General features: G+C 41.0%; 15 protein-coding genes and 1 riboswitch. Of the genes, 8 read left to right on the forward strand and 7 right to left on the reverse strand.

Translation table 11 applies throughout. The features are described from left to right. Positions 1-3 precede the first annotated feature (3 nt). The 3 genes from E4S40_RS02380 to smc form a co-directional block, all read right to left on the reverse strand. Complete coding sequence (locus E4S40_RS02380) at positions 4-1,149, reverse strand: restriction endonuclease (protein WP_135070312.1); 1,146 nt, start codon at positions 1,147-1,149, stop codon at positions 4-6. Beyond that, entirely contained in the window at positions 1,146-2,381 is a 1,236-nt protein-coding gene (gene dcm, locus E4S40_RS02385) for a DNA (cytosine-5-)-methyltransferase (RefSeq protein WP_135070315.1), read from the reverse strand. The genes E4S40_RS02380 and dcm overlap by 4 nt, the downstream gene beginning before the upstream one ends. A gap of 79 nt (positions 2,382-2,460) precedes the next feature. Beyond that, the gene (gene smc, locus E4S40_RS02390) at positions 2,461-6,000 is read right to left on the reverse strand and encodes a chromosome segregation protein SMC (RefSeq protein WP_135070318.1); all 3,540 of its coding nucleotides are present in this window, start codon (positions 5,998-6,000) and stop codon (positions 2,461-2,463) included. A 1,121-nt stretch (positions 6,001-7,121) separates the two neighbouring features. On the opposite strand from smc, the gene E4S40_RS02395 reads away from it, so the two are divergent. The 8 genes from E4S40_RS02395 (at position 7,122) to E4S40_RS02430 (ending at position 20,147) form a co-directional block, all read left to right on the forward strand. After that, positions 7,122-11,423: a PAS domain S-box protein gene (locus E4S40_RS02395; protein ID WP_135070321.1), complete on the forward strand. Its 4,302-nt coding sequence runs from the start codon at positions 7,122-7,124 to the stop codon at positions 11,421-11,423. A 54-nt stretch (positions 11,424-11,477) separates the two neighbouring features. Next, positions 11,478-12,794 carry a hypothetical protein gene (locus tag E4S40_RS02400; RefSeq protein WP_202615320.1) on the forward strand — a complete coding sequence of 439 codons (1,317 nt, stop codon included), beginning with the start codon at positions 11,478-11,480 and terminating at the stop codon, positions 12,792-12,794. Between the two features lie 86 nt (positions 12,795-12,880). Further along, a riboswitch (SAM riboswitch) is annotated at positions 12,881-12,980 on the forward strand. A gap of 67 nt (positions 12,981-13,047) precedes the next feature. Continuing rightward, positions 13,048-14,103: a homocysteine S-methyltransferase family protein gene (locus tag E4S40_RS02405; RefSeq protein WP_135071520.1), complete on the forward strand. Its 1,056-nt coding sequence runs from the start codon at positions 13,048-13,050 to the stop codon at positions 14,101-14,103. After that, positions 14,096-16,783: a methionine synthase gene (gene metH / locus E4S40_RS02410; protein ID WP_135070324.1), complete on the forward strand. Its 2,688-nt coding sequence runs from the start codon at positions 14,096-14,098 to the stop codon at positions 16,781-16,783. Before E4S40_RS02405 ends, metH begins: the two co-directional genes overlap by 8 nt. Positions 16,784-16,787: 4 nt before the next feature. After that, positions 16,788-17,741: a methylenetetrahydrofolate reductase [NAD(P)H] gene (gene metF / locus E4S40_RS02415; RefSeq protein ID WP_135070327.1), complete on the forward strand. Its 954-nt coding sequence runs from the start codon at positions 16,788-16,790 to the stop codon at positions 17,739-17,741. A gap of 63 nt (positions 17,742-17,804) precedes the next feature. Further along, positions 17,805-18,542, forward strand: a complete 738-nt coding sequence (locus tag E4S40_RS02420; protein ID WP_161971761.1) for an energy transducer TonB — start codon at positions 17,805-17,807, stop codon at positions 18,540-18,542. Positions 18,543-18,740: 198 nt separating this feature from the next. Beyond that, on the forward strand, positions 18,741-19,589 hold the full coding sequence (locus E4S40_RS02425; RefSeq protein WP_135070333.1) for a hydroxymethylglutaryl-CoA lyase: 849 nt from the start codon (positions 18,741-18,743) through the stop codon (positions 19,587-19,589). A gap of 6 nt (positions 19,590-19,595) precedes the next feature. Continuing rightward, positions 19,596-20,147, forward strand: coding sequence for a PepSY-associated TM helix domain-containing protein (locus E4S40_RS02430; protein WP_135070336.1), 552 nt, complete (start codon positions 19,596-19,598; stop codon positions 20,145-20,147). Here E4S40_RS02430 and dprA read toward each other — a convergent pair whose 3' ends face one another. The 4 genes from dprA to E4S40_RS02450 form a co-directional block, all read right to left on the reverse strand. Continuing rightward, positions 20,148-21,266, reverse strand: coding sequence for a DNA-processing protein DprA (gene dprA / locus E4S40_RS02435; RefSeq protein ID WP_135070339.1), 1,119 nt, complete (start codon positions 21,264-21,266; stop codon positions 20,148-20,150). Next, on the reverse strand, positions 21,247-21,600 hold the full coding sequence (locus E4S40_RS02440) for a MerR family transcriptional regulator (RefSeq protein WP_135070342.1): 354 nt from the start codon (positions 21,598-21,600) through the stop codon (positions 21,247-21,249). Before E4S40_RS02440 ends, dprA begins: the two co-directional genes overlap by 20 nt. Positions 21,601-21,728: 128 nt before the next feature. Further along, positions 21,729-22,433 (reverse strand): RsmE family RNA methyltransferase, encoded by a 705-nt coding sequence (locus tag E4S40_RS02445; RefSeq protein ID WP_135070345.1) that lies wholly within the window; start codon positions 22,431-22,433, stop codon positions 21,729-21,731. Between the two features lie 74 nt (positions 22,434-22,507). Beyond that, complete coding sequence (locus tag E4S40_RS02450) at positions 22,508-24,241, reverse strand: DEAD/DEAH box helicase (RefSeq protein WP_135070348.1); 1,734 nt, start codon at positions 24,239-24,241, stop codon at positions 22,508-22,510. Between the last annotated feature and the right edge of the window lie 20 nt (positions 24,242-24,261).

Here is a 24,261-nt window from a genome sequence, read left to right on the forward strand (position 1 = left end):
TATTTATAAATCATCAATTGTAAAACTTGGATCACTGATGAATTTTTCAAATGTGCCTGATTTAGCTATATCAATAGAGAACAAATCTTCAGATTTTTTTGTAACTATTACACTGTCAAAACCAAGAATTTCCAATTTTTCTATTGTTGCTAGTTCACCTGGTTGAAGGTTTAGCACTTTTCTTAATAACCAGTCCGATAAGGCTTTATTTGGCTTTGTCATTAATGCTTTTGAGTTTTGTTGACAAACTTTTGCAGATAACGTCTCTCCAGTGGGTGTTTCTAAATTAAATGCAGTGTCTCTCGCTGGGAAAAATCCTGGGTAATTATCATGAATTACTTTTGGGATAGGAACATAAACTTCATCTAAGTCTCTTAGTCGACCATTAGCATTCCATTGATTAAGTCCGCTTCTTTCAAACACATGTTTCATTCCTCTTTTAATTCCATAAAGAGGCAAAATCACAAAATCAATACCTTTAATAACTTTGCCTTTTTCTGTTTTTTTATTTTCAAAAAGTTCTAAAAGTAAGTCAAAAGGGTCTTCTATAATTTCTATATCTACTGCTGTGTGGTCATCCGCAATATGGAATTTTCTAAATAAGGTGCTTTTGGAAAAATTAAACAAATAAGAATTGTTATTATCTTCAAATTGAAGACTTGCTTGCTTTTCGACAACATTTTTAATTGATGAAATATCAATTACATCGTAGTCGGTTTCAAATAATATTATTTTAGCTTCTTGTCTAGCAACAATATGGTACAATCCACTTTCTAAATCGTAGGTTCTTTTAGCTAATTTTATTCTCTCATTTCTAAATTCAGCAAGTTTTTTAGCTAAATCTTTGCCTGAATAGGATTTTAATTCGTGAGATAAAGTATTGAATTCCGCAACTTTTTCCGTACTTGATCCAGTTTGACAAGTAAATGTTTTTATTCCTATTCCTTTTTTTTGATAATTGGCATCAAACGCTGTATCAGATCTTGAAAGATTTATTGCGTTAAAGCACTTGCAAAAAATGTTTTCAGCAACTCTATAATTTATGTAAGGTATAGAATTGTCGCTGAATAATGCAGATAGTTTTCCTACCGCTTTAATTAAATTAATATAATGTTCACCTTCTTTGTCTATTCTAGCAAATTGGCTCATAAAATATCCAAAATACGTTCTCCAATTCTTCTTATTAGGGGTACCGTAACTGAATTTCCTGCTTGTTTATACAGATGACTATTTGCAACTTCTGGAAGTTTATATTCTGCAATTGGGTATCCTTGAAAAGCAAAACATTCAGCCGGAGTAAGTTTTCTTATTCCGTATTGATCTTTTATCAATGGTACATTATGGCCTCCTGAACCCATATTTGCAGTTAAAGTAGGACATACATTGTTTTTATTTTCCCTAACATACACCCTTCTCCATTGATAAATTGTATTTGGGTTTGTCATTGCATAACTTAAATCCTTATAGTAAGGATGATTTGGATGATAATAATATTTTTCATCTAGTTTTCCTTCTTCTAGGCAATCGTGAATGGTTCTAGTTAATGGAATTTCCTCAGGGAATGCAAAAGCGTTAAATCTTTCAACTTTATCCTTGTGTAGAGCAACTATGAAAATTCTTTCTCGGTTTTGAGGAACATTAGCATGGGTCATAGAATTTAGAACCTTAGCATGTACCTTATAATTTAATTTATTTTCTAAAATGTCAAAAATGGTTTCAAAAGTTCTTCCTTCATCATGCCCAACTAGATTTTTTACATTTTCAAGAAAAAGAACTTTAGGTGTATGTTTTTCTGCAATTTTTTCAATTTCGAAAAATAATGTTCCCCTTGTATCAGCAAACCCTTTTCGATATCCCGCGACAGAAAATGCTTGACAAGGAAATCCAGCACATAATATGTCATAATCCTTAGGAATAAATTCCTTAGTTTTTTCTTTAGTTATGTCGCCGAAAGGAATTTCTCCAAAATTGGTTTTATATGTTTTTTTTGCATTTTCGTCCCATTCGCTCGTGAAAACGCATTTTCCTCCTAATCCTTGAAGGGCAAGTCTAAACCCTCCAATTCCAGCAAATAGATCTATGAATTTGAACTGTGGGTTTTCAGGAGCTTTAAATGGGATTTCGTCTTGAAAATCAAAAAGTAAACCTTGTAAGGCATCTTCGGCAACTTCATGATCGATTTCTTCTTTAGATTCTGTAGACTCTAGGAATTTTTTGACTTGATTAATTGCTTCCTCTTTGTAGTATCTGGATTCAGGGTTTTTGGAATTATGCAAGTAATGAGTTAAAGCTGCTTCCCCATAATCAAGAGGTTGAATTGTCCTTACTTTAAATTTTTTACCTAGTACTTCTTCTATGGTTATATTTTCTTTCAGCTTCATCTCTTCTTTTTTTCCTCAAACTTATATTAATCTGAAATTAGATGTTTTCTTTTGACAATAAATGACGCTTTTTTTAACACTACGCCAACTCCCTTAAATCCACAGGCACAACCCGTGAAACTCCTGCCTCGATCATGGTAATACCATAGATAATATCGGTGCTGGCCATGGTGCGCTTGTTGTGCGTCACGATGATAAACTGGCTCTCCTCGCTGAATTTCTGAATGATCTGATTGAACTTGTCGATGTTGGCATCGTCCAGCGGGGCGTCCACCTCGTCGAAGATACAGAAGGGGGCCGGCTTCAGCAGGTAGATGGCAAAAAGGAGGGAAGTTGCCGTCAGGGTTTTTTCCCCACCGCTGAGCTGATTGATGGTCAGTGGACGCTTGCCCTTCGGCTTGGCCATGATCTCGATGCTGGATTCCAGCGGATTGTCCGGATCGGTGAGCTTGATATCGCAGTCGTCCTGCTCGGTAAAGAGGGAGCGGAAGACCTTCACGAAGTTTTCCTTGATTTTGCCGAAGGCATCCAGGAAAGTCTCCTTGGCGACCTGATCGATCTCTGAAATGGTGGTGAGCAAGGATTCCTTGGCCTTAACCAGGTCTTCCTTTTGGCTTTGGATAAAGGTATGGCGTTCCTTGATCTCGTCGTAAGCCTCCATGGCCATGGGGTTGATGGGGCCGATCTTTTCCAGTTTGTCCTTTTGCTTTTGCACCAGGTTGCGGAGATCTTCTTCGGAAAAATCCACAAATTCCTCGTCTAGGGCTGGATTTTCCTCCATCAGTTGGTCCAAGTCCAGTTCGAATTCCACGCTGAGACGCTCCTTCATGGAGGTCATTTTTAGCTTGATTTCGTTGATGCTTTGCTGTAGTTCCTGAAGGAGCAGGTCATGGCTTTCCTTGGACTTTTGCAGGCTGCGGATCTTTTGATCCGTCTCATCGATCAAGCCCCGGCTGCCATAGTAATCTTTTTCGGCCTCGGTCACGCCCTGTTCGATTCCTTCCTTTTCTGCATACAATTCGATCAGTTCCTCGTCCTGCACCTCATTGTTTTCCAGCAAACTTCGAATCTCAGAATCCAGATGCATGAGTTCCTGCTGGGATTTTTCGATGCGCTCCTTGGAAGACTCGTAGGCGTTTTGCTTGAATTCGATTTCCTGATTGAGGCTATTGACCCGGTTGAGTTGCTGATGGTAGAGGATGTTTTCCTGATTGTAAGCCTGGGATTTTTCAGAAAGCAACTGCGATTCCTTTTCCACTTCCTCCGTCAGGATATCCAGGTCCTGTGCCAAAGACTCAAACTCGGCCCGCTCATCCAGCAGGGTAGGTTGAATATCGGTCAGGCTCTCTTCGAGTTCGGCGATGCGATCCAGAATATCCTCCCGCTTGTTGGCGTTGGAAGAAAGGAGTTCTGCCAATTGTTCCTTTTTGGTGCGGATGGACACATAGGATTGATTGAGCTCATTGAGTTGGGCCTGCTTTTCCTCGATTTGTTTTTTGAAAGAAATCTCCTTCAGCTTGGATAGTTCGGAAAGCTTTTGGTCCAAATTGGCGCGGGTAGCTGACACCTTTTTATTCAAGTCTTTGATCTCCTTGTCCAGCTTTTCCAGGTTTTTGGCCCGGCCTATTCTTTTTCCTTCGAAAAGCCCCACCGAACCTCCGGAAAGGGAGAACTGACGCTTGGTGAATTTGCCGCTTTCGGAAATAAAGATGGCCTCGCTATCTGTCGGGAAATCCTTGTAATCCCCCTGCACGATGTAGACATTGTCCAGAATGAAATTGATCAGGCGGCTGTATTTGACATCAAATTCGATGATCTCCGTGGCAGCGATGGCATTGGAGAAAAGCTTGGTAGGGCTGGGTTTGAACCGCTCAAAATGCTCCAAGACAAAGAAGTTGGCCTTGCCTCGGGAAGCATCCGAAAGCAATTGAATGGCCGCGATGGCCTGCGCTTCGGTTTCCACCACATAGTAATTCATGTATCCCTCCAGGTAATTTTCGATGGTTACCCGGTATTTTTCATCCGTGGTGAGGAGATCGGAGAGGAGGGGCACATCCTTGGCCCAGGTGGAATTTTTCTTGAGGAATTTGATGGCTTCGGGGAAACCTTCCAGATTTTCCACCAAAGACTTGGTGAGGTTGTATTCGTTTTGCTTGGAATCCAGTTTGCGGGAAGTAGTGGTCAATTCCTCCCGAATCATCTCGATCACGCGGCTAGACTCTTCGATCTTTTGATCCAGATCTTCTTGTTTGCTTTTCAGTACTTCGAATTCCTTGATTTCCTGATCAAGTTCGTATTTGATGTCCACCATTTTGGCTTCGAAGTCCACGAGGGAAGCTTCTTGGTTGGAATCATCCGAAGAGGTGCGCTCCAATTCCTGCTTGAGAGTGGAAAGCTGAATTTGCTTGATCTCTAAGTCCTTGTTGAGCTGATAGACCCGCTCTTTGAGCTGCTCGTAGCGGGTTTGCAAGCTTTTTTGCTGCTGTTGCTTTTCGGTTTGGATTAATTTCTGGGAATCATAAGCCTCCCTCAATTCAGAGACGATAAATTCCTTTTCTGCCAAAAGCTTTTCTGCAGATTCCATTTCCTGTTGCAAGGAACGAATGGAGAAACCAGCCCGATCATTGGATTTTCGATCCGCTTCAATTTGTTCGCGTAACTTTTGGGAACGGTCCTCCAAGAATCGAAGGCGCTCGTTTTTGATTTTCTTTTCCGACTCGAAGGAGCGGATTTTATTGACATGCTCGTTAAGCGTGCGCTGTCTGGAAGCCAGGAGTTTTTCCTTGGCGATGAGTTCGGTTTTGAGTTGGGATAGGAGCGCTTCCTGATCGGCAATCTGGGTTTGGATTTGCAGTTTGCGATCTGACTCCTCCTGAATTTTGCGATTGTTATCGAGCAAAGATTGGGTATACTTCTCGATGCTTTTCTTGGCTAGATTGATACTAGCCGTTTTGTATTCCGCTTTGATTTCAAAGTACTTGGATGCTTGTCGAGCCTGCTTTTCCAGGGACTTAAGGTTTTTCTCGATTTCGTAGAGCAAATCTTCCACCCGATCCAGGTCCGCATCGGTGTCCTCCAGTTTGCGGAGCGTTTCTTTTTTACGGGTTTTGAATTTGGAGATTCCAGCTGCCTCTTCGAAAAGCTCCCGACGGGAGTTGTTCTTATCGTTTAGCAGTTCGTCTATCATCTTGAGCTCGATGATGGCGTAGGAGTTGGAGTTGATCCCCGTATCCATAAAGAGGTTGGTGATATCCTTCAATCGGCAGGTTACCCCGTTGATTTGGTATTCACTTTCACCGGAGCGGTAGTAGCGCCGGGTAATGGTCACATGCGTGTACTCAGTAGGGAGGAGGTTTTTGGTGTTTTCAAAGGTCAGGGAAACTTCGGCCAGGTTGGAGGGTTTGCGGTTTTTGGTTCCGTTGAAAATGACGTTTTCCATCTTATCGGAGCGCAGCATACGGGTTTTTTGCTCACCCAAAACCCAGCGAATTGCATCGACAACATTGGATTTTCCGCAACCATTAGGACCGACGACACCGGTAATCCCTTTGTCGAAGTTGATCACCATCCGATCGCCAAAACTCTTAAATCCCTTGATCTCCAGTTTACTAAGTAGCATGTAGTTTTTTCCTCCTTGTAAAAAGGAACAAAATAGTAGGAAAAATTGAAAGATTAAACTGAAAAAGGGAAATACGCTAATAGGGAAATAAGGTCACTTCGTTCCCGAAATACGCCTGCGGCGAGATATGCTCCCTGCGGTCGCGAGATAGGCTCAGCTGCGCTTCGCAAGATATACTCACTTCGTTCGTGAGATACGCCCACGGCAAGATAGGCTCTCCTTCGTCGAGCCAGATAAATTGAAGTTTTAATGTTGGGGGAAAGTGCCGTTAGGCACGGAAGCTGTGTAGATTATGTGTATAGGGATTTTGGGCAGTGCCGTAGGTACGGTACATTTTTATTGCAATCACCTTGCGTGGGGACACGCACGGCGGCGAAGGATTTTTTATTTTATGTCCTTTTGGCTTGATCCAAAAGGACCATCCCGATAAAAATCGGGACAAGACGCATCCAAGCTTACCCCCGCATGGCTATCCCACACCCCGCTGCTGCGTCGTCCCTCCGCACACGTTGGCCAGACAATGATTTTTCTTGAAATCTTTTGACCTTTTTGAAGTGCCGTTAGGCACGGAAGCTGTGTAGATTGTGTTTATAGGGTTTTGGTAAATGCCGTAGGTACGGTACTTTTTCTTTTTTGTTGTAAGAAGTAAGAGGTAAATGGTAAACAGTACCCAGGACCGCTTGCTATTTACTGTTTACCTTTTACAAAATGCCACTTTTGTAGCCTAAAAGGAAGGGGTTTTGGTTTTGTAAGAAGTAAGAGGTAAAGGGTGAACTGTACCCAGCACGGCTTACTATTCACGGTTTACTTTTTACAAAACGCCACTTTGGTTTTCAGCAAGCGAATAGTTTTGGTTCTGTAAGAAGTAAGAGGTAAAGGGTAATCGGTTTTGAACTGCTTACAATTCACTGTTTACCTTTTACAATTCATCTCCTTCCACTATTTCCCCTTGCCCAGCAAGGATTATTTCTATGTATTTCAACTGTATTTCATCAATAATTCCCTTCCGACCTTTTCCCAACTTCCAAATTCAAAACCATGATTAATACCCTCTAAACTTGTTTTTTAATTGATCTTTTTATGATATTAGGGCCACCAACACCCGTATCTATTACTTTTTCATGAGTAATTTTAAACAATTTGATATTTCTGATTTCCTAAATGAGATCAAAGAACCCTTGTTCTTGATGGATGAGGAGGAGATTATTTTTTGGAATGATTACTCTCGGGATCACTTTGTTGACCTTCCTCTGGAATGGGAGGCCTGGTTTTCCAAACCGGAATTGATTGATCAAATTCAAAAATTCTTTGAAGATGGAGAGGTTCCTAATTCCCGGTATTTCAAGTCTCTGGAATACAAGGATGGAACCATGCGAAGGTTTGAATGGTCTTTTACGAACCTTCCTTCTACTTATAATTCCCGCTTTTTGATCGTCAAGGCTAATCCTATTCGATACATGGGGGAAAATACCGAGGAAAATTTTCTGATTGACAAGAATATTCAGGCAGTCGAGGAGCTCAGCTACATGCAGAGTATTCTCAATAATAGCCATGACCTGATCGCCATTTTGGATGAAAAGGGAAATTATAAATTCATTTCTGATTCGGTCGGAGAGAAATTGGGATTCCCTGTAGAGGCCATTGTTGGCCGTAATTTCAATGATTTTATTCAGGCTGGGATTCTTCAGTTAGTTAAGGGAAGTTTCGAGGAGGTTCTTGAATCTGATCGGGAAGTAGCGGTGGATTTTTGGATCAATCGTCAAAGTGGTGAACGAATTTACTTGGAAAGCTTTGCCAAAAATCTACTTCATCATCCAGAGATTAATGGGGTTTTATTCTCCAGTCGGGATATCACGGATTTTATCCAGATGGATCGCGACCTACAAAAGAGATATGAAATCGAAAACCTGATCAACCAGGTTTCAGCCCATCTGATCAATGCCACCCTTACTCAGCCAGAAGTCGAATTTCAGTTTTTGTTGGAAAAATTCGGGCAGTTTCTTCATGCCGAATTGGGTTATATCTGGATCCTAAATCGGGAAACAGATGAATTGGAACTTTTAAATACCTGGACTAGTCGGGTAGATTCCCAACAGAAATTTGTGGAAATCCAGAAAGAGATTCAGGCTAGGAAAAATCGTTTGGAAAAGGGGATGATCAAATTAGTGGATTGTCCTGAGGGAAAAGAAGATGGACGTGTCTTACTTCTTATTCCCATGATTTCTATCAATAAGTTGCGGGGTGTGTTGAGCTATGAAATAGATAAGAAAAAGCTCGAGCATAACGAAAAGCAATTGCAGATTTTCCGGCAATTGGGAGATATTTTGGCTGGCGCCTATGCTGGCAGTTTGCTTACTCGACGGATTCAGCGAAATGAGAGTTTATTAGCAACCACCGAGCGGCTTTCTAAATCAGGTTCTTGGCGCTACAGCACTCAAAAAGACCTTTTTTATATCTCAGGAGGCTTGGCCGAATTATTTGGACTTGGTGTAGAGCCCCTTACCTGCGAGTTTACCGCTTTGATTTACAAAATTGATAAGGATACTCGCTCTGAATTTGTCAAAAAACTAAAAAAGAGTATTGCCGAGAAAAGTCAGGAGTCTGGGGAATTTACCATTCAGCATCCTACAGGTGGGACGGCCTATATTTTTTATGAAATCGAAACCCGGGAAAACTTCCTGAATCAAGGGATGGAGGTGACAGGTTTTTGTACCGATGTGACCCACAAGCGAGCAGCTGAAGAGCATTTGCGATTGCAGTCTCAGATTTTGGCTCAGGTAAGTGATCCCATTGTAGTGACAGATTTGGATATGCAGGTCATTTATCTCAATGAAGCTGCCATTCAACTCTGCTGTCCCGAAACTGCAGCTACTTTTCGGGGAAATGTGGATGATTTGCTCAATTGCCAGTTGGAGAACGGTGAAAAAGGGATTTCTCGCCTGATGAAGAAAGTTCGGGATGGAAATGTCTGGAAAGGAGAGTTGAGCGTAGAAACGAAGCATACTCGGAATTCCCCATTTGAAATTTCCATTAAGTCTATTTTCTCAGAGAATCAAAAAAGAATTGGGTTCTCCATCATTCTTCGAAGTTTGACGGATAAAAAAGAGAGTGAAAAACTAGCAGCAAGGGCTAGGATGATTGCTGAGAATAGTCCGGCGGTACTTTTCCAAGTTGATCCTAATGATAATTATCGAATAGAGTTTATCTCAGAGAACATCAGTCAGTTTGGTTATCAATCAGCCGATTTGATGGGGAAAAGGGTTTCATTCTTAGAATTGGTTCACCCTGCTGATCGAGAAAGTATTATTGGTCTTCGGGATTCCCGAAAGACCGACTCCGGGATTTTGTCATTTTCAGGGGAATATCGAATTAAAACAGCCTCTGGGGATTATGTCTGGGTAGAAGATAAAACTTCCGATGTAAAGGATTTCGAAGGTCATATCACTTTCCATCAGGGGATTTTTCAAGACATTACCGAAAGGAAAAATTTCGAGCAGTTTAAGGAGGAAAAAGAGAAGCAATACCGAATGCTAGCCTCTCAAATTCCTGGCACCAATATTTTCCTTTTGGATAAGAATCGCCAATACATTTTGGCAGAAGGTACCAATTTTGAGCATTGGGGCTTGTCAAGAGAGGATTTTGAAGGAAAATATTTGAAAGATATTTCTTTGACTGATAGGGAGGAGGTCAGTGAAATTTTAGATCGGGTCTATCAAGATCAAGAAGTTGTAGAATCTGAGTTTGAGTTTAAAGATCGAAAATACCATCGTGTTATCCGTCCAATTCTCGAAAATGGACAGGTGGAATATGCACTGAGCATCATCCGCGATGTGACGGAGGAATATCTTGCCAAGAAGCAACTGGAGGAGTCCGAGGAAAAGTATAGAACGCTGGTAGAGGAATCTACAGAGATTATCTTCTCCTTGACGGATACTTATGTTTTTGAATATATCTCTCCGAATGTCAAGCAATTCCTAGGGTATGAAGTAGAGGAAGTCTTGGGAAGAAGTTTCTTTGATTTCCTATATCCGGATGATTTGGATGTATTCCAAAATATGTTGAACGAAAGTCAGGATTTCCTATCCGAGAATCAATATTTGGAATTCAGGCTTCCTCACAAAAATGGAGAAATCCGGGTTTTCAATTCCAATGGTAAAATCATTTGGGATAAGGATGGAAAGCGTCGCTTGTACACTGGGATTGCTCGGGATATTTCCAAATTGAAGCAGGCACAGAAGGAATTGGTAAAGGCTAAAGAGAATGCGGAAGAAGCCTCCCGTATCAAGTCTCAGTTTTTGTCTGTCATGAGTCATGAAATTCGAACGCCGATGAATGCGGTGATTGGTCTTTCTCACTTCCTGATGGAGGATGACCCTCGGCCTGATCAGTTGGAAAACCTGAAAACCTTGCAGTTTTCAGCCGAAAATCTGATGGCCTTGATCAACGATATTCTGGATTACAATAAGATTGATTCAGGAAAAATCGAATTGGAGCATTTACCATTGGATTTGCGTCATTTGCTTCATCGCATCGTTCATTCCCACAGTTTCCAGTCGCATGAAAAAGGATTGAAGATTTCCTGTGAAATTGATGAATCCATTCCTCAGTGGGTTTTGGCTGATTCTGTCCGTATGGGACAGGTGATCAACAATCTGGTAAGTAATGCCATCAAGTTTACTGAAAAAGGTTTTGTAAAAATAGGGCTTCAGGAGAATGGGATAGATTCAGAAGGTAGGACCCGGATTCAGTTTCGATTTGAAGATACCGGAATCGGGATTCCAAAAGATAAAGCTGAACGAATCTTTGATGCATTTACCCAGGCTTCATCGGATACCACACGAAAATATGGGGGAACAGGCTTGGGCTTAGCTATTGTGAAGCGTTTGGTAGAATTGTTTGGAGGAGAAATTCACTATTATCCTAACCCTTCTGGTGGAAGTATCTTTGAATTTGAAGTTCCATTCGAAGTATATCAAAAGCAGCTGGAAGTGGCCCAAGAAACTACTCATGTAGCTTCAAGGTCCTTGGAAGGATATGCCGTTTTGGTAGCCGAAGACAATGCTGTTAATCAGGTTTTGATCAAAAAATTCCTTCAAAAATGGAATGTGGGGTATTTGGAGTTGGCCGAGGATGGAAGAAGTGCTTTGGATAAGTTTGAGCAGGATATGTTTGATATTTTGCTTTTGGATCTGCAGATGCCAAACTTGGATGGCTTTGAGGTAGCAAAAAAAATCCGCAGTCATTCTAATGCAAAAAAGGCCAATATTCCAATTTTGGCATTGACGGCTTCTTCTTTGGAAGAGGTTAAAAATGAGATGCTTGAGGCAGGAATTGATGATTATATTCCAAAGCCTTTTTCACCGGAAGTTTTATATGAGAAACTATCCAAATACTTGCGATCGAGAAGCTTTTTATCGGATTAGCACAAATTTTGCCATTAAGGCTTGGTAAATTTGTACTAGTCAAAGCCAATTATAATGTCCTATTTTTTTAGGGTTTTCCTTTTATTTTCATTGGTATTCCTTCCGGTAATTAGCCATGCACAAGGTTTGATTACTAAAAGAAGTACTTTTTATGCTTTGGTAGGAACGAGCGGTGCCAAATTGAATCAGTTCAATGAAATGCTGAATGATCGAGGGCTTTCTCCGCTAAGAAATCGCTACCGAACCTTAGGTCTTGGCTACCAAAACCGAATCAATGATTTTGTTTTAGGATTGGAATTGTTTCACAACCAAGGAGGAAGGAGTGAGTTTGATGGCTATAGGATGAGTTACAGAACTTCACGAGTTCTATTAAATGTGGGCTATTCCTTCACCGAGGAGTCCAATTTCCAGTTGATTCATTACATGTCATTGGGGATGGGATTTTTGAATTTCCAAATGCTTCCCATGCAATCCACCTCAAACCTTGAAGACTTTCTGTCTAATCCTGAGCAAGGGTTTATTTTGAGAGAAAACAATATTCATCGGGGAAGTATAAAGTATGGTGATTTTTTGACAGAGATCGGATTTCAACTCAGTTATGATTTTCCGATTCCTGGAAGGAAGGAATCACTAGAAGTTATCGCCAAGCTAGGCTATGCATTTAGCCCGTTTGAGGGAAAATGGAATTTGGCAGACATGTCATTTCAAAATACCCAAAGCGGTGCTTTTATTCGAGTGGGAACAGGTATTAGTATTCCTGATCGGAATTTCTTTTACAAGGATGCCTCGATTGCTTTGCAATTGGTTTCAGGTTTTCATTTTACCAAACCAGACCGCTTGAATGAGCAATTGGTAGAAGCAGGGTATGATCCTTTGAAAGGAAGACCTTCGAATTTGGGCTTGAAAATTACCGGGGAAACGGAGGGAGTTCTCTATGGTGTGGAAGTTTACAATTTGGCTATGGATGGGTCTGCCAATGCAGTTAAATCCCAAACATTGAATAGTCTTCGTGTCTATGCGAATGGAGGAATGAAATTTTTGCAGTATAAAAATATGGCCTTGGGAGCCTTAGGAGGTATTGGTTTTGGAAATATTCGCTACACGCTTTCTCAGGTGGATAAACCAAACTTTCCTGAACTTTTCGAACAGCGTCAATTCGATGGCTATTTGAAAAATAGTGGGTTGATGGCCAAGCCTGAAGTGTTTTTAGAGTATGCGTATCCGGTGACAAAACGGAAGTTTTTTGATTTGGTGTTTAATGTTTCCTTAGGCTATGAACTTGCCCTCGCCAATTACCGATTGGGTGAATTGGATATGGCACAATACATGACCGCTCCGTATTTGATGTTTGGGGTAGGAGTGCGTCCTTAATTGGAAAAGAAAGTTTCAATTCCTTTTTGCCTGCTATTTAATCCTGAGTCTGTAGTTTTATTGCGCTTTTGCTATTACCTTTGGAAGGCTTATCGAGAAAGACCGAGGGAAGGGCCCTACGACGTCTTAGCAACCTGCGAACAAGGTGCTAATTCCCATTCCGGAATCGCCGGAAAAAGATGAGCGGAAAAGATTACCCTGTACTTTTCTCCGTGTTTTGCTCGATAAGTTTTTTGAATGATGAATGAAAATGATGCAAAACAGAACGGAATTACTCCTAAAAACAATAAAAAACAGAATTCTGGTACTTGATGGTGCTATGGGCACCATGATTCAGCGGTATCAGTTGACTGAAGAAGATTTTCGAACTCCTGAGCTTAAAAATCATCCTAAAGCCTTAAAAGGAAATAACGATTTACTTTCCTTGAGTAGGCCGGATATTATTAAGGCTATTCATCGCGAATATTTGGAGGCCGGAGCGGATATCATTGAGACCAATACCTTTTCGGGGACTTCTATCGCTCAGGAGGATTATGGTTTGTCATATTTGGCGTATGATTTGAATTTGGCCTCGGCAAAAATCGCTCGGGATGTAGCCGATGAATTCACAGCAAAAGATCCTTCCAAACCTCGTTTTGTGGCTGGAGCCATGGGACCAACCAACCGGACAGCATCTATTTCTCCGGATGTCAATGATCCCGGATATCGGGCAATCACCTTTGATCAATTGGCAGAAGCCTATGCGGAGCAAGTTCGAGGACTTTTGGATGGTGGAGTAGATATTTTATTGGTAGAGACCATTTTTGATACTTTGAATGCCAAAGCTGCATTATATGCCATTCAGGATGTTTTCGAAGAAAGAAATATTCCTTTGGATCCGCATGAAGGGGGAATTCCCATTATGATTTCGGGAACCATCACAGATGCTTCCGGGCGCACACTTTCCGGTCAAACCACCGAGGCATTTTTGATTTCTGTTTCTCATGTTCCTTTATTTTCTGTGGGTCTGAATTGTGCATTGGGAGCAAAAGAATTGCGTCCTTATTTGAAAGTTTTAGCTGATAAGGCACCTTATTATGTTTCGGCTTATCCTAATGCTGGTTTGCCTAATGAGTTTGGAGCCTATGATCAGGGTGCCGGTGAAATGGCTGGAGAAATGGAGCATTTTCTTCAAGAAGGCATGTTGAATATTTTGGGAGGCTGCTGTGGAACTACTCCAGATCATATTCGGGCTTTGGCAAAAGCCGCTGCCAGGTATTCACCCAGAAAAGTAGAAGAAGAACTTATAGAAGGGGAGGAAAATGTCTAAGTCTAATTATTTGAAATTATCAGGCCTAGAGCCTTTGGTTTTTACTCCGAATATCAATTTTGTCAATATCGGGGAGCGTACGAATGTAACCGGCTCAAAGAAATTTGCCCGGTTGATCCTCAACGAACAATTTGACGAGGCACTAGAAGTAGCCTTGGATCAGGTAAGAGGGGGAGCTCAGGTTTTGGATGTCTGCATGGATGAAGGAATGCTGGATGGGGAAGCGGCCATGGTTCGCTTTCTCAATTTGATTGCTTCTGAGCCTGAGATCAGCCGAATCCCGATCATGATTGACAGTTCCAAATGGAATATTATTCTAGCTGGTCTGAAATGTATTCAAGGAAAAGGAATTGTGAATTCCATTTCCCTCAAGAATGGAGAGGAAGAATTTATTCAGCAAGCAAAGACTATCAAAAAGTTTGGAGCTGCGGTAGTGGTCATGGCTTTTGATGAAAAAGGTCAGGCTGATACCTTGGATAGAAGAATCGAGATTTGCTCCAGAAGCTATAAAACTCTAGTCGAACAGGTCAAATTCAATCCACAGGATATCATTTTTGATCCCAATATCTTTCCGGTGGCGACTGGGATGGAAGAGCATAGACGAAATGCTTTGGACTTCTTTTTGGCTACTAAATGGATCAAAGAAAACCTTCCGGGTGCTAAAGTAAGTGGAGGGGTTTCCAATGTGTCCTTTTCATTTCGAGGAAATAATCCCGTAAGGGAAGCCATGCATGCGGCATTTTTGTACCATGCTATTCATCATGGAATGGATATGGGAATTGTCAATCCAACCATGTTGGAGGTTTATGATGATATCCCGAAAGATTTGCTAGAGCGAGTAGAGGACGTACTTTTTGACCGAAGGTCGGATGCTACTGAGCGCTTATTGGATTTTGCAGAGACGGTAAAATCTTCCGGTAAAAAGGAGGCAGTCAGTGAAGCTTGGAGAAATGAGCCTGTTGCTAAACGGATTGAGCATGCTTTGGTAAAGGGTATTTTGGATTTCATTATCGAAGATACCGAAGCAGCGAGGCTGGAATTAAATGATCCTTTGAAGGTGATCGAAGGTCCTTTGATGGATGGGATGAATGTAGTGGGGGATTTGTTTGGAGAAGGGAAAATGTTCCTTCCTCAAGTCGTCAAGTCAGCTCGAGTAATGAAAAAGGCGGTTGCTTATTTGGAGCCATTCATGCCATTGCCGGAAGAGGGACAGGAATCCTCCTCTTTGAAAAAGATACTTTTGGCGACTGTAAAGGGAGATGTGCATGATATCGGAAAAAATATTGTTGGAGTAGTTTTAGCCTGCAATAGTTACCAAATCATCGATTTAGGAGTGATGGTGGATGCTCAAAAAATCATCGATGAAGCAGTTAAAAATAAGGTTGATATCATTGGTTTGAGTGGCTTAATTACACCTTCTTTGGATGAAATGGTGAATGTGGCCTCCGAAATGGAGCGACAAGGGTTGAAAATTCCATTGCTAATTGGTGGTGCTACCACCTCCCGAATTCATACCGCGGTGAAAATTGATCCGGTTTACTCAGGAACGGTTGTTCATGTAACGGATGCCAGTAAATCCGTTCCAATTGCCGGAGAGGCTATTTCGGAGGAAACTCGAGATGCTTACCATAAACAAATCAAGGAAACTTACCGCCAACTTCGGATTGAGCATGAAGCGAAGCAATCCGTTAAGCAATTGGTGAGTTTTGAAGAGGCTATTTCTAATCCGGTTGACATAGATTGGTCCCAATTTGAACCTGTTCAACCAAAAGTTCTGGGAAGAACTGTGTTGGAAGAATTAGACTTGAAAGTTCTTCGAGAATACATTGATTGGACCCCATTTTTTAGTACTTGGATGTTGAGTGGTCGTTTCCCCAAAATCCTCGAAGATCCGGTAGTGGGAGAAGAAGCGAAAAAACTCTTTGCCGATGCCCAATCCATGTTGGATCAAATTATCGAAGAAAAGTGGCTTCAGGCAAAAGCAGTGTTTTCCCTACTTCCTGTTGAAAGAAAAGGGGAAGATGTGTCAGTATTGGATTCGGCAGGAGAGAAGGTGGCTGATTTTCATTTCTTGAGACAGCAAGGCAAAAAAGGAAGAGGGGTACCTAATCGATCCTTAGTGGATTATCTTCATCCTGAGAAAACCGATTATTTGGGATGTTTTGCAGTAACGGCAGGTTTGGGAATGGAAAGGAAATTAGCTGAATTCCAAGCTGCTGGAGATGATTATCACGACATTTTATTCAAAGCTTTGGCTGATCGATTGGCAGAAGCAGCTGCGGAATATGTGCATGAATTGGTGCGAAAGGATTATTGGGGCTATGCTTCCGAAGAGCGATTGGAAAATGAAGAATTGATTCGTGAAGCTTATCAAGGTATTCGTCCAGCTCCGGGATATCCGGCATGTCCTGAGCATTCTGAGAAAGAAACCATTTCCAAAATTTTGGATATGGAAAATACAGTTGGAATTACATTGACTTCGAGCTACGCCATGATTCCGACAAGCTCTGTTTCTGGCTTTTATTTTGCTCATCAAGATGCCAAGTATTTTGGCTTAGGGAAAATCGCTGAGGACCAAGTAGCATCCTATGCGAAAAGAAAGGGAATTTCTTTGGCTCAAGCCGAGCGATTGCTTTCCCCAAATTTAGCCTACCAACCTAAACCTATTGTAGAAGCATAAGTACATGAAAATAACTGAACACTTAAAAAACGCGAAGTCTACGCTTTTTTCTTTTGAGATTTTACCTCCTTTGAAAGGTCAGAGCTTGAAGGATTTGTTGGAGGGAATTGAGCCTTTGATGGAGTTTAAGCCTCCCTTTGTGGATGTTACCTATCATCGGGAAGAATACATTTACAAGAAACATCCAAATGGTCTTTTGGAAAAGATTAGCACCAAAAAGCGACCTGGGACGGTTGGGATTTGTGCCGCTATCATGAACCGGTTTCATGTGGATGCTGTGCCCCATTTGTTGTGTGGAGGGTTTACCAAGGAGGAAACAGAGAATGCCTTGATCGATTTGAATTTCATTGGGGTTGACAATGTTTTGGCTTTACGCGGAGATGCCCCTAAGACAGAAGGGAAGTTTGTTCCTGAAAGAGATGGGCACCACTATGCCAGTGAATTGGTGGAGCAAATCGTTCGAATGAATCAAGGGAAATATCTCCATGAGGAAACGGAGACTAATTTTCATACTGATTTTTGCGTAGGTGTAGCAGGTTATCCCGAAAAGCATTTTGAGGCTCCTTCTATGAAATTTGATTTGAAATACCTCAAAGAAAAAGTGGATAGAGGTGCTGAGTACATTGTTACGCAGATGTTTTTCGACAATCAGAAGTTCTTTGATTTTGTCAAAAAGGTACGAGAAATAGGAATTGAGGTGCCGATTATTCCAGGAATCAAGCCTATTACCACTGTTAATCAAATCACCATGCTTCCTCGGACTTTCTATTTGGATCTTCCGGATGCATTGATGGATGAATTAGAAAAGTGTAAGACCAATGCAGAGGTTAAAGAGGTAGGGATTGAATGGGCGATTGAGCAGTCAAAGGAATTGATTGCTGCGGGAGTTCCAAGTCTCCATTTTTATACCATGAGTAAAGCCGATGCTACTTATAAAATTGCGAAAGCGGTTTTTTAAACTTATTTATTAAAAATATTTTAAATTTAGTTTGTTTTTACTTTTTTAGTAAAAATGAATTTTATGCGTAAATACCTTTTTTTCTTTCTCTTTTTGATTCAAAGTTCAATAGCCTCTGCCCAAACCTTAGAGTATTTGAACTTTATGGAAATGCCTGTTGTGGATATTTCGAAGTATGGATACGAATATTTCAAAATTGTTTTGGAGGAAAATGGAGTCCGGCATACTCAAATTTTTACGAAGGATACCATTAAAGTTCGCCACACTACTGCTCTTTTGGATGAGAATGGGAATATTAAAAGTGGGAGAACACTAGAATATTTCCCCAATGGTGAGACAGAATCCACAAAGCGTTTTGATAATATAAATTCAGCAAGCGAGGAGAAGACTTTTTATCCTAGTGGTGCTTTAAGGAGTGAAGTTACCGTTAACGATGGGGAATTGATTTCGGAAGTATACTATTCTGAATCGGGCGATATTATTCCAAAACCAATCATTGAAGATCCAGCTCCAAAAGGAGGGAAAAATGGATGGAATAATCATTTGCTTCGGAATTTACGCTATCCACCAGAAGCTAGGGCTGCTAAAGCCGAAGGGACAGTTCTCCTTGAATTTGATTTGAATGAAAAAGGTGAGATAGGAGAAATTCGGGTAGGAAACCCTGAGTTCATCCATAAAGCTTTGTGGGTGGAGGCTGTGAGGGTAGTAGAGATATATCCTCATAAATGGACTCCCAAAAAGGAAAATGGAGTTCCTGTACCGACGACAGTTAAACTTCCCATTCGGTTTAAGTTAAGTTGATAAGGACTGGTTATTTATTTAAAGGAAAGGATAACAATAGAATTTATTTCGAATTGATTCCCTCTTTACAAAGGGGGAATTGATTCGTTGTTTGCTAAAGTATTTTATTCGAAATCATTTAATTTTTTTAAATATGAATTTATAAACCACTCCTCCAAATCTTCATTTTCCTTTTCCTGATTCTCCCTATCTTCGAATATGATTCAATTGATTGAGTGTCCTCGGGATGCGATGCAGGGCTTACCAGATTTTATTGATACTGCTATCAAAGCAGCATATATCAATCAATTATTAGAGGTTGGATTTCATACTATTGATTTTGGGAGTTTTGTGAGTCCCAAAGCAATTCCACAAATGCGAGATACGGCAGAGGTGCTCGAAATGCTGGACTTGCATAAATCCAAATCAAAGCTTTTGGCAATCGTAGCAAATGTTAGGGGAGCAGAAGATGCTCTCCAATTTGAAGAGATTGATTATTTAGGTTTTCCGCTATCTATTTCAGAAACTTTCCAGCGGCGAAATACAAATGCCAGTATTGAGCAGGCTTTGGAAACCGTAGAAACTATCCAAAATCTTTGTGAGGTTAAGGGAAAGGAACAGGTGGTTTACCTTAGTATGGGATTTGGAAATCCTTATGGAGACCCTTATTCACCGGAATTAGTGGCAGAATTTGTTCAGAAATTGGATGAATTGGAAATCAAAATCATTTCTTTAAGCGATACCATTGGTGTTGCTGAGCCTTCATTAATTACTGAATTATTTAAAGTTCAAGTTGAGGCTTTTCCACATATTACTTTTGGGGCTCATTTGCATAGCCGAAAAGATCAGATCGAAGAGAAAGTCATCGCAGGATTGAAAGGTGGTTGTAGACGATTTGATGGTGCGCTTCAAGGATTCGGTGGTTGCCCGATGGCAAAAGATGAGTTGGTAGGAAATATGGCCACAGAAAAGATGATTGAAACTTTGGAGAAAGAAGGCTTTGAGTTGAATTTGGATAAATCCGAACTTCGGGAGGCGATGAAACTTTCAAATTCCGTCTTTTTTTGATTTTTCATGAGTAGTTCACAAATCCAGCAAAAGGTTAAAGCTGTCCGTCTATTTAGAACCCTTCATAAATGGATGGGGATTCCTTTGATTGTCTTTTTTCTGTTGATTGGAATCACTTCTATTTTGCTTGCTTGGAAAAAGAAAGTTGAACTACTTCCTCCAACCCAAAAGACTCAAATAGAAAACGGAACTTGGATTTTACCCTCTGAAATGGTACTCATCGGGGAGGAGGAAATGCGAAAATTGGGACGAGAGACAGAAGTCGATCGAATTGACATTCGTCCGGACAAAGGCATTGCTAAGGTGACTTTTAAAAGTCATTTTTCTGAAGTGCAGATAGATGGATATTCTGGAGAAGTTTTGTCAATTTCTACCCGCCATTCAGATTGGATTGAAAAGCTCCATGATGGAAGTATCGTGGATTATTATACAACTGGTGACGAGGGCGCAAAGCTTTTTTACTCAACCCTTACATCTATTGGTTTGATATTTTTAGCGCTAAGTGGATTTTACCTTTGGTATTATCCGAAATTGATCAGAAGGTTGAAGTCTAAATAATCAGACCAGCAATTTGAATTTCTTTCCGGGTAAAGACTTCACAATTCCTTCAAATTCCAGAGATAGTAACTTGGATGACAAAATACCCAAAGGGATTTCTGTGGCATAAGAAATCAAATCGATTTCAGATTCTCCTTTTTCCTGTAAATGACTCAAAATTGCTTGTTCTTCTTTCTCTCGATTGGAAAAATCGAGTTTGGGTTTTGGAGTAGCTTTTTCTCCCGGTTTGCTCCAAAAAAGCGCTTCGCCTATATCATCCGGTCCTGTGTAGATAGAAGCCTTCATTTTCTTAATCAGATGATTGCAACCTTCTGAATAAGTGGATTGAAGATTTCCCGGAACGGCGAAAATTTCCTTATCATAACTATAGGCAATTTCAGCAGTGATCAAAGCTCCCCCTTTCGCTGCAGCTTCGACCACAATCAAAGCGTCAGATAATCCGGCAATAATTCTGTTTCTAGCTGGGAAATTTCCAGGCATCATTTTACTTCCCGGTGCATATTCACTTAGCAAGGCTCCATTTTCCTGAAGTTGCTCTGCTGTTTTTCGATGGACAGCAGGGTAGATTTGGTCAATAGGAGAGCCCATCACCGCCATGGTAGGAAGACCAGCTTGCAAAGCAGCACGATGTGCCTCAATATCAATCCCATAGGCTAATCCAGAGATGATTATAGGTTTATAAATCGCTAAATCCTCTACAATTTTCCTGGTAACAGATTTCCCATATTCTGTGGCACTTCGGGTACCGACAATACCAATGGATTTTTCGAAATTCAAATCATCGACCCCCTTTGAAAAAAGCACGATAGGCCCATCTTCAATGGATTTTAAGCGTTGAGGGAAATGAGGATCGAGGTAGGTTCGGATTTGAAAATTTTTCTTTTCTGCCAATTCTAGAAGGGAGTCGCTTTTGCGAAGCAACTGGTCTTTGGATTCCCGAATGGCAAGAAGTTTAGGCCCTACTTTAGGGATTTTAGAAGCCTTTCCTTTTGGGATTTCGAAGAAGTTTTTTGGAGAGCCAGCGTATGCAGATATGGCTTTAAATACACCAGGGCCTACTTTTGGAGCTAAGGAAAGGGCTAGAAAATATCGGATATGTTCATGATCCGGTTTTGCCATTGATTTCGTTTCGCAAATTGATTAAAAAGTCTTTGATCTCTTGAAGTTTTTGAACTGCCTCCACTTTATCCAAACCCTTATCCTTGCCCTGAGCGATTACCTCTCTTGCCCCATCTAAAGTGTATCCTTTTTCCTTGACCAAGTGATATACGTATCGGATTTTTTGAATGTCATCCTTGGTGTAGCGACGGTTTCCTTTTTTATCCTTTTTAGGACGGATGATGTCAAATTCACCTTCCCAATAACGGATTAGTGATGGCGCAACTTTAAACATGGATGCCACCTCACCAATGGAATGATACTTTTTTTCGATGACACGTTCTTTGTAAGGCACGGGCTTATTCTTTAAAAATTGAACCTAAAATATTAACCTTTTTGAAGCTAGGTTTATTGCAATACTCTAAATTAAGAATTTCTCTTTTTAATCAATTAAACTTCAAGTGAATTCTAAAAAGTAATCGCTTATCGATTGACTACCTGAAGCATTTGAACTGCAGCTAGGCCGGCGGTTTCTGTTCGAAGTCTACTTTTTCCCAACGAAACTGGAGCAAATCCCTGCTCAAAAGCATCCTCAATTTCACTTGGATCGAAATCCCCTTCAGGGCCAATTAAGATCAAATATTTATTCCCCGGAAGAGCCACATCAAAAAGATGGTTTTGATGATTTTCATCCACATAAGCGATGAATTTTTGAAAGCCTTCAAAATCACTCGATTTTATCAAATCCTGAAAATTCCAGTCACTTTCTATGCTAGGTTTTCGGTATTGTTTGCTCTGCTTACAAGCTGAGATAACCTTTTTCTCTAATCTTTCGGTTTTCAAAAATGATCGCTCAGAATGCTGACTTTTCATTAGATAAAGCTTAGAAAAACCAATCTCTGTTATCTTTTCTACCATCCATTCCATTCGGTCCGGGCTTTTGGTAGGGGAGATGGCTAGGTGAATTTCAAAATTATCCGGCTCAATTACCTCAGTTGAAATTACAGCTAGTTCTGTCTTTTTGGGGTCAGGATTAGATATTTTACAATGAAATAGATTTCCTTCTCCATCAGTCACTTGAACTTCGTCTCCGGTTTTTTGACGTAATACCCGGATCAAATGCTTGGATTCATCCGAGCTTAGTGTGATAGTGGGGGCTTTACTGTTTTCCTGAAAAAAGAGCGGCATAGGACCTTTTTTACACAAAAAAAGCACATTTCCCGAAAGAAATGTGCTTAAACCAAATTAACCTTAACCTATAATCAACCTTTTGAAATTTCCATATTAACGGTCTTACCCTTGATGGTGTTGTGCTTCATGGTACGGATTACATGATCCGCATCTTTTTTAGGCACATCCACAAAGGAGAAGTTTTCGTAGATATCGATTCCTCCAATGCTTTTTCCAGGAATTCCAGCTTCACCGGCAATGGCACCTACGATATCGTTTGGACGGATTCGGTCTTTCTTACCCAAGTTCAAAAATAACCGGGTCATGTTTGCTTCAGTAGTTCTTGCTCCACCTCTGCGCTCTCTTCCGCCTTCTCGTCTTTCACCTCTTTCACCTCTTTCGCCTCTTCTGCCTCCGTCTCTGCTGCCTCGCTCAAATCGACCGCCTCTTTCAGACCGCTCTCCGCGCTCTCTTCTTCGGTCTTGATAAGATGGCAAGGAGAAATCCTGATCTCTAAGCTCTTGAACAGCTTCACCCATGGTCATTTTGATCAAACCAAGTGCTACCTGCTCAGGAGTCAAACCTTCTGTCAATAATTGACCGAGTGTTTCTTCGAAAATTTGATTATCCTCGTCTTTAGCAAGAGTTCTGTGTACATCCTTCACCAACTGTCGCTTTTTCATGTCGATCAGTTCGGTAACAGAAGGAGGATCCATGCGAGTGATACTTGCTTTGGTGAATCGCTCTAAATCCTTGATTTTCTGCATGTCCCGACGACCCGTCACGAAGTTGATAGCAACTCCGGATTTTCCAGCACGACCGGTTCTTCCGATTCGGTGAACGTAATATTCTTCATCTAAAGGCAAATCAAAATTGAATACTGCCTCTACATTGTCTACGTCAATACCTCTAGCTGCCACATCAGTAGCGACCAATACCGTGCAAAGTCCTTTTCGGAATTTGCCCATAACCTTATCGCGTTGAGCTTGGGAAAGGTCCCCATGTAGCGCTTCCGCTAAGATTCCTCTTGAACCCAAAGATTCAGTAACCTCGTCGGTCATTCGTTTTGTATTACAGAATACCACAGAGAGGTTGTAGTTATTTACAGTCATCAACCGCACCATCAGTTCCATTTTCAAGGTTGGTTTTACCTCGTAATAGATTTGCTCGATACGATCTACTGTTAATTCTTTTTTGGCGATTTTAATTATATGAGGCTCATTTTGGTACTTGCGCGTCAAGTCCATAATAGGCTTTGCCATCGTAGCTGAGAAAAAGACGGTTTGTCTTTCTTCAGGCATTTCCTGCAAAATAGCCTCGATATCATCTCGGAAGCCCATATCTAGCATTTCATCCGCTTCATCCAAAACGATGATTCCTGCGTCATCCAATTTTAAAGTTCCTCGATCAATATGATCCTGAACTCGCCCTGGAGTACCGACTACGATCTGTACGCCTTTTCTCAAGATTCGAATCTGCTTGTCGATTGATTCTCCTCCGTAAATAGCTACAGAACTGATTTTTCGGTGATGCTTTGCTAATTTTTGAAATTCTCCTTCTACTTGCACTGCAAGTTCCCGAGTAGGGCAAAGGATGATAGCTTGAGGTTTGTGAAAGTCTGCATCCACCAAATCAATAATTGGAATGGCAAATGCTGCAGTCTTACCAGTACCTGTTTGAGCCTGACCAATTACGTCATGACCTTCTAGGATGTAGGGGATAGCTTGTTCTTGAATGGGGGAAGGTTGGGTATAGCCCATCTCTTCCACTGCCTGTAAGATTTCTTTTGAAATCCCCAGGTCTGAGAATTTTGTGTTGTTTTCCATGATGTTTCCTTACTTTTTCC

Source organism: Algoriphagus kandeliae (assembly GCF_004571135.1).
Taxonomy (GTDB): Bacteria; Bacteroidota; Bacteroidia; order Cytophagales; family Cyclobacteriaceae; genus Algoriphagus; species Algoriphagus kandeliae.